Here is a 6,855-nt window from a genome sequence, read left to right as displayed (position 1 = left end):
TGGTGCTGGCACCAGGACTTGAACCCGGAACCTACTGATTACAAGTCAGTTGCTCTACCAATTGAGCCATGCCAGCTTATTTGGCGACCCAGAAGGGGCTCGAACCCTCGACCTCCGGCGTGACAGGCCGGCACTCTAACCAACTGAGCCACTGGGCCATGTTTTTATGGTGGGCACAACAGGGATCGAACCTGTGACCCCCTGCTTGTAAGGCAGATGCTCTCCCAGCTGAGCTATGCGCCCACAAATGGTGACTCCTAGGGGAATCGAACCCCTGTTACCACCGTGAAAGGGTGGTGTCTTAACCGCTTGACCAAGGAGCCATATTATATATCATCAGGAGTGTCAAAATATTATCTGTCACACCCGACGAAGTATATAATACCTTAATATTTCTCAAGTGTCAACATATTTTGTACAAATTTTTTTGTATTTTTTATTTCCAAATTTTATGTTCTACAATTTTACTTATTATCTTGCATATACCCTATGCTATTAAGCACTATTAATGCTGTATCTTCTATAGCTCTTTTAGTTATATCTATGACTTTGCAACGTAATTTTTTCATAACCTTATCTGCATACTCCAATTCTTCCAATACCCTCTCTGCATTAGCGTATTCAATGCTTTTATATCCCGCTTTAACTTTATCCAATCTATGTTTTCTTATTTCCATAAGAGCTAAAGGATCTATAGTTAATCCAATTATCTTTTTTCTATCTATAGTATATAATTCTTCTGGCAATGGTACTTCTGGCATTAGAGGTATATTTAATGCCTTTATGCCCTTATTAGCTAAATACATACATAAAGGAGTTTTTGATGTTCTTGAAAGCCCTATTAATACGACATCTGCATTTTTTATACCACTGTAACTTTTGCTGTCGTCATATTGGATTGCAAACTCCATGGCCTCTATCTTTTTAAAATATTCATCATCCATTTTCCATACAGCTCCTGGTTTATATTCTGGCTGTTTTCCTGACATTCTAGCTAAAGTGCTTATACACGGACCTAGTATATTTATTATATTTATTCCTTTTTCTATGCACCTTTCAACCAAAAATTCTCTTACATCAACTAATACTATAGTAGATACAATGGCAGAATTTCTTGGATCCTCTATACTATCTATAAATTTTATAACATCTTCTGGAGTTTTTATATATGGAACTCTTTCAACTTTTATATCATCATTAAACTGGTTTGCAGAAGCTTTAGCCACAAGTTCTGCCGTTTCTCCTATAGAATCTGATACTGCATATAAAGTTATCATTAAGAATACCCCCTATTATCCAGCGCTAATCACCTTATATTGAAATAATAAACCTATTTTCAGTATATTTCAACAATTTTTGCTTTAATTATTTTATGCTTTAATATATTGATTTATTATTCTTTTTAATATTAGTTGATAGGTTAAAATAATTGATATGTGATAAAATTATAGAGATACTACATAAAAAGGAGCGATAATGTTGAAACATGATGTTATTGTAGTAGGCGGCGGTGCATCTGGAATTATAGCTGCTATTACATCTAAAAATTTAGGCGCAGATGTTGCTATAGTCGAAGGAAACAGTAGAATAGGAAAAAAACTTTTAATTACTGGTAATGGAAGATGTAATATTTCAAATGAAAATATAAGTCCTACACGTTTTCATAGTGATAATATAGATTTTTTTAGACCTATATTAGATTCATTTGGTACCTCTCAAACTAGAGAATTTTTTAAACAAATAGGACTTCCTATAATTACTTTAGACCAAGGTAAAATGTATCCTATGTCACTGCAAGCTTCTTCTGTTATAGATATCTTAAAATCTTCTTTGGAAGAAAGAAATATTCCTGTTTACTTAGACTCAAAAGTCACCGATATTAAAGCATCAAAAAAGGGATTTAAAATATATACTGACTCTCAAAATAAAACTTACGAATGCAATAAATTAATACTTTGCTGTGGAGGAAAATCAGCTCCTAATACTGGTTCTGATGGTTCCGGCTTTTCTTTAGCTAAAAAGTTGGGTCACAGTATTATAGCCCCTATTCCTGCCCTTGTTCAATTAAAATTAAATTATAATAAGCTTAAAGCTCTATCTGGAGTTAAATTTGAAGGTTCAGGAGAACTTTTTATAGATAATAAACCTGTTCAAAAGGAGTTTGGAGAAATTCTTTTTACTGACTATGGTATATCAGGTCCTCCTATACTTCAATTGAGCAGAAATGCTTCTAAAGCTGTTTTTAATAAAAGAAAAGTTCTTCTAAAGGTAGATATGCTTATTAATCTATCTATTGATGAATTAAAAGACTTTTTAGAAAATCACTGGGGTATATTCGGCTACAGAAGCGTACATGACTCTTTTATAGGTATAATAAATAAAAAGATTATTCCAATTTTGCTAAAAGAAAGTGGAGTAGATAATATACATAAACCTTGCTGGGAGCTAAATTGGAATGAGAAAGAAGCTATATACAAACTTCTTAAATCTTGGGAATTTGAGGTTACAGGAACAAATGGATTTAATAATGCTCAAGTAACAGCTGGAGGGGTAAATACTCTTGAAGTGAATCCAAACACCCTTCAATCTAAAATTGTCCCTAATCTTTATTTTTCTGGAGAAATATTAGATGTAGATGGAGATTGTGGTGGTTTTAATCTTCAATGGGCTTGGGCATCTGGATTCACAGCAGGTAAAAGCGCAGCAGAAAATTGTTAGTTTTAGAAAGATTTTAAGCTCTTTATTTCTGGCTTTATAACATTATAAGAACTTTCTATTGAGTGACATATAAAGAATTTTAGAAGACCTAGAGGTTTTAAAGTCAGAAATAGTAGAGCTTCTTTAGAAAACATATAAACTTATTTCCAAGTTGTTTCTCCTAATGTTATCTCATCACCGTTTTTATTTAGTATTCTATGAGAAAATACTATTTTATCTTCAATTGGTTTAGATGCGGTTAACACTCTTATGTTCTCTCCATATTTAGTTTCTTTCTTATAAGTTATCTTCATATTTACAAGAGTACGGTTTGTAACAATATCTATTGGAACACTCTCTATTAGCCAAGCGGCATATTTTTCATTGTTAACATGACCATTGGTATCAATATCGCTGTATCTAACCTTGAATTCTAATGAACTTTCTTCTTCATTTATCTTAATTATGTTATCTGTTTTCAAAATTCCATCATTATCATCATCTAACCCATAAGCTTTTATTAGATCTGCAGTTACTCTTAAAGGCTTTTTCTCTCTTATATCAATTAAAAGCCATACAGAACTTGCAGTTGCAATGACTTCCTTTTGCATGTTAAATATGTAAAACTTTCTGTATGCATAAAACTTCTTTACAGCACAAGGCTCCGTTCTTACAATCACCTTTTCCCCGTATTTAGGATATTCTTTTATATTAATATCCCACTTGTATAAAATCCAAGCCATATTATTTTCTTTCATATAGTCAATTCCAACACCTAATTTTTCGCTTTGAAAGGTTGCAACATCATTGAAATAATCTATTAAACTTGTCATAAGCGCTTGCTTTCTATAATCTGCCTCATAGTAATGTATTTCATATTCTTTTTCCGTTATAACTCTGCTCATAGTCTATCTCCTTTTGCTATTATGTACATATTCCTATTATATACTTTTAACTTATTATCTTCCATAACATTATAATAGCACAATATGTAAAATTTTGATTAATAATTTGAATTTTTTATATAAAAATTAAATAAAGGCACTAAAGTCTCAAGACTTTAATACCTCTATTTATATATTAAGCGTTTTGATTTAATGCTTCTAATAATTTTTCTATGTCCATACCATGAACCATAGCAGCTTCTTCTAGAGTTTCAGCTTGAGCTGAAGGACATCCTACACATCCCATTCCAAAACTCATTAATATTTCAACAGTGTTTGGGAAATTTCTAACTATTTCACCTATTGTCATATCCTTAGTGATTTTCATTATTAACACCTCACTTTATTAATTTCACCGTATATTATACCAAATTTGTCGGAATTAATAAAGCTTAAATTTCATTTATTACTATAGTTTGATTTCTTTCAGGCCCAACGGACACTATTGACACCTTTATTCCTGTAAATTCTTCTATTCTCTTTAAATATTTTTTTGCATTTTGAGGAAAATCTTCATAACTTTTTGCATTTGCAATGCTCTCGTCCCATCCTTCAAACTCCTCATATATAGGTTCGCATTTTGCTAAATCTTCTAAGCAAGCTGGGAAGTAGTCTATAATTTTACCTTCAAATTTATATCCAGTGCAGACTTTTATCTTATCAATACCAGCAAGAGTATCCATCTTTGTTACAGCAAAGCTTGTAAGTCCAGAAACTCTTGCAGCACTCTTTAGAATCACAAGATCAAGCCATCCACACCTTCTAGCCCTTCCTGTTGTTACACCATATTCATGTCCCTTTTCTCTTATCATATCTCCCATTTCATCTGTAAGCTCTGTTGGGAAAGGACCTTTACCTACCCTTGTTGTGTATGATTTTGCTATTCCTACAGCTCCAGTTATTACAGTTGGACCAACTCCAGCTCCTGTGCATACTCCACCTGCTATAGTATTAGAAGATGTTACATAAGGATATGTTCCATAATCTATATCTAATAAAAATCCCTGTGCTCCCTCAAACAACACATTTTTATTATTTTTTATTTCCTCATATAATCTTACAGATATATCTTTAACATAAGGCTTTATTCTTTCAGCATATACTATATATTCAGCATATACATCTTCAAAATCTAAAACTTCTCCACCATAAAGTCTTATTATAGCATTCTTATCTTCTATATTTTGTCTTAGCTTTTCCTTGAATACTTCTCTATGCATAAGGTCGCATACTCTGATTCCGCATCTTTCCATCTTATCTGTATAACAAGGTCCTATTCCTTTTCCTGTAGTTCCAATGTCATTTTCTCTTCTTGCTTTTTCCTTTAGTCCATCAAGGATTTTATGATAAGGCATAATAAGCTGTGCTCTGTCGCTTACTAAAAGCTTATCTGGAGTAACCTCTACTCCTTCTTTTTCCAGGTAATCTATTTCTTCAAATAGAGCCTTTAGATCAACAACAACACCATTGCCTATAACATTGATTTTATCATCATATAATATTCCTGAAGGTATTAAATGAAGTTTATACTGTTTATCTCCAACTTCAACGGTATGTCCAGCATTATTTCCTCCTTGGAATCTAACTACAATATCTGCCTTTTCAGCAAGATAGTCGGTCATCTTACCCTTTCCTTCGTCCCCCCATTGAGCTCCTAATACTATAAAGGCTGACATAAGTTTTCCTCTCTTCCGTTTATAAATTCTAATCTAAGTATGCTTCTTTCTTATTTCTAAGCTATCTATCTTATAGTATTTACCATATTAATCAAATATATTTACATTTTTGTATAAACTTTTACTTAACTTTCCTTGCTTGCAATATTCCTTGCAACTATTACACCTGTAGCTGAAGCTTGCATAAGTCCTCTTGTTATACCTGCCCCATCTCCTATGGTATATAAATTCTCTATTTCTGTTTCAAAATTATTATTAGTATCAAATTTACTTGAATAGAATTTAACCTCCACACCATATAGAAGTGTGTTTTTGCTATAAAGACCTGGTGCTATCTTATCAAAGGCCCTTAAAGCTTCTACAATAGATGTTAAATGCCTTTGAGGAAGTACAAAACTTAAATCTCCTGGTACTGCTCCCTTTAGAGTTGGTCTTGTAGTAGACTTTTTAAGCCTTGATTCATCTGTCCTTCTTCCATTTAAAAGATCTCCAAGCCTTTGAACCATTATAGGTCCTCCTGTAAGCATATTTCCAAGCTTCGCAATATACTTACCATAGTCGATAGGTTGATTGAAAGGCTCTGTAAATGTTGTAGACACAAGCATAGCAAAATTAGTATTTTCTGTTCTAAGATTGTCTTGAGAATAGCTATGTCCATTTACTACTGCAATTCCATCATCATAATGTTCCTCTGATACAACTCCACCTGGATTCATACAGAAAGTTCTTACCATATTGTCAAAGGTATCAGAATAGTATACAAGTTTTGCTTCATATAAATCCTTTGTTAAATGATCCATTATAGAATTAGGAACTTCAACTCTAACCCCTATATCTACAGCATTATTCTTAGTATTTATTTTTAACTTTTTAGCCTCTTTTGATAGCCATTCTGCTCCTCCTCGTCCTGGAGCAACTACAACATACTTACCCCTAATTTTCTTATCTCCATCTTTAGTTTTCACTATAATACCTGTTACTTTTCTATCCTCAACAATAAGTTCTTTAGCTTCGCTTAAATCACTGAAATCTGTATTTGTATTATTTATAAGATGATCGTACATTCCTTTTAAAACATTATAGGCAAGTTCTGTTCCAAGATGTCTTACAGGACATTCAATTAAACGAATATTATGCTTACTTGCCTCATATTTAATTTCTTCAACTCTTTCATTATTTAAGCCGTGAACAGTTTCATTTGCCCCAAATTTTAAATATATACTATCACAATAATTTATTAACTCCTGTGCTTCTTCCTCTGAAAAATACTCTAGTAATCTTCCACCTACTTCTGGACTTAGAGAAAGCTTACCATCTGAAAAAGCACCTGCTCCTGACCATCCGAACGTTATACCGCATGGATCACAATTTACACATTTACCAGTAATCCTAGCTGGACAATTTCTTTTTTCTATATTTCTACCTTTATCAATTATCAAAATATCCAAGTTTGAGTTTAATTTTGTTAACTCTAAAGCAGTAAATATGCCTGCTGGCCCTGCTCCAACTATTATAACATCATAATTATTTTTCATTAA

At 32.6% G+C, this 6,855-nt stretch carries 6 protein-coding genes and 4 tRNA genes; 1 reads left to right on the top strand and 9 read right to left on the bottom strand.

Annotated features, from left to right (window positions below; genetic code table 11):
- The 5 genes from CPAL_RS09080 to CPAL_RS09060 form a co-directional block, all read right to left on the bottom strand.
- Nucleotides 1-76 (bottom strand) — tRNA-Thr (locus CPAL_RS09080).
- A gap of 5 nt (nucleotides 77-81) precedes the next feature.
- Nucleotides 82-158, bottom strand: a tRNA-Asp gene (locus CPAL_RS09075).
- A 9-nt stretch (nucleotides 159-167) separates the two neighbouring features.
- A tRNA-Val gene (locus CPAL_RS09070) sits at nucleotides 168-243 on the bottom strand.
- 5 nt (nucleotides 244-248) lie between these two features.
- Nucleotides 249-323 (bottom strand) — tRNA-Glu (locus tag CPAL_RS09065).
- Between the two features lie 141 nt (nucleotides 324-464).
- Nucleotides 465-1,277 (bottom strand): pyruvate, water dikinase regulatory protein, encoded by an 813-nt coding sequence (locus CPAL_RS09060; RefSeq protein ID WP_106024459.1) that lies wholly within the window; start codon nucleotides 1,275-1,277, stop codon nucleotides 465-467.
- Between the two features lie 202 nt (nucleotides 1,278-1,479).
- Between CPAL_RS09060 and CPAL_RS09055 the strand changes: the two genes are divergently transcribed.
- Nucleotides 1,480-2,718 carry a BaiN/RdsA family NAD(P)/FAD-dependent oxidoreductase gene (locus CPAL_RS09055; protein ID WP_106024458.1) on the top strand — a complete coding sequence of 413 codons (1,239 nt, stop codon included), beginning with the start codon at nucleotides 1,480-1,482 and terminating at the stop codon, nucleotides 2,716-2,718.
- Nucleotides 2,719-2,858: 140 nt separating this feature from the next.
- Here the strand turns inward: CPAL_RS09055 and CPAL_RS09050 are convergent, their stop codons facing one another.
- From CPAL_RS09050 to CPAL_RS09035, 4 genes are all read right to left on the bottom strand, one after another.
- Nucleotides 2,859-3,602: an acyl-[acyl-carrier-protein] thioesterase gene (locus CPAL_RS09050; protein ID WP_061859135.1), complete on the bottom strand. Its 744-nt coding sequence runs from the start codon at nucleotides 3,600-3,602 to the stop codon at nucleotides 2,859-2,861.
- A 175-nt stretch (nucleotides 3,603-3,777) separates the two neighbouring features.
- On the bottom strand, nucleotides 3,778-3,969 hold the full coding sequence (locus tag CPAL_RS09045; RefSeq protein ID WP_061859134.1) for a DUF1858 domain-containing protein: 192 nt from the start codon (nucleotides 3,967-3,969) through the stop codon (nucleotides 3,778-3,780).
- Between the two features lie 64 nt (nucleotides 3,970-4,033).
- The gene (locus CPAL_RS09040; protein ID WP_106024457.1) at nucleotides 4,034-5,317 is read right to left on the bottom strand and encodes an adenylosuccinate synthase; all 1,284 of its coding nucleotides are present in this window, start codon (nucleotides 5,315-5,317) and stop codon (nucleotides 4,034-4,036) included.
- Between the two features lie 125 nt (nucleotides 5,318-5,442).
- Nucleotides 5,443-6,852: an NAD(P)/FAD-dependent oxidoreductase gene (locus tag CPAL_RS09035; RefSeq protein WP_061859132.1), complete on the bottom strand. Its 1,410-nt coding sequence runs from the start codon at nucleotides 6,850-6,852 to the stop codon at nucleotides 5,443-5,445.
- Between the last annotated feature and the right edge of the window lie 3 nt (nucleotides 6,853-6,855).

It is taken from the genome of Clostridium thermopalmarium DSM 5974 (assembly GCF_002995795.1).
Taxonomy (GTDB): Bacteria; Bacillota; Clostridia; order Clostridiales; family Clostridiaceae; genus Clostridium_H; species Clostridium_H thermopalmarium.
The sequence above is the reverse complement of the archived record's forward strand: the minus strand, read 5'-3'. Positions and strand labels throughout refer to the sequence as shown.

Bases quoted from the DNA above. Each gene is read 5' to 3' on its own strand.
- CPAL_RS09060 (WP_106024459.1), bottom strand. From the start codon at position 1,277: ATGATAACTTTATATGCAGTATCAGATTCTATAGGAGAAACGGCAGAA.
- CPAL_RS09050 (WP_061859135.1), bottom strand. From the start codon at position 3,602: ATGAGCAGAGTTATAACGGAAAAAGAATATGAAATACATTACTATGAG.
- CPAL_RS09045 (WP_061859134.1), bottom strand. From the start codon at position 3,969: ATGAAAATCACTAAGGATATGACAATAGGTGAAATAGTTAGAAATTTC.
- CPAL_RS09040 (WP_106024457.1), bottom strand. From the start codon at position 5,317: ATGTCAGCCTTTATAGTATTAGGAGCTCAATGGGGGGACGAAGGAAAG.
- CPAL_RS09035 (WP_061859132.1), bottom strand. From the start codon at position 6,852: ATGAAAAATAATTATGATGTTATAATAGTTGGAGCAGGGCCAGCAGGC.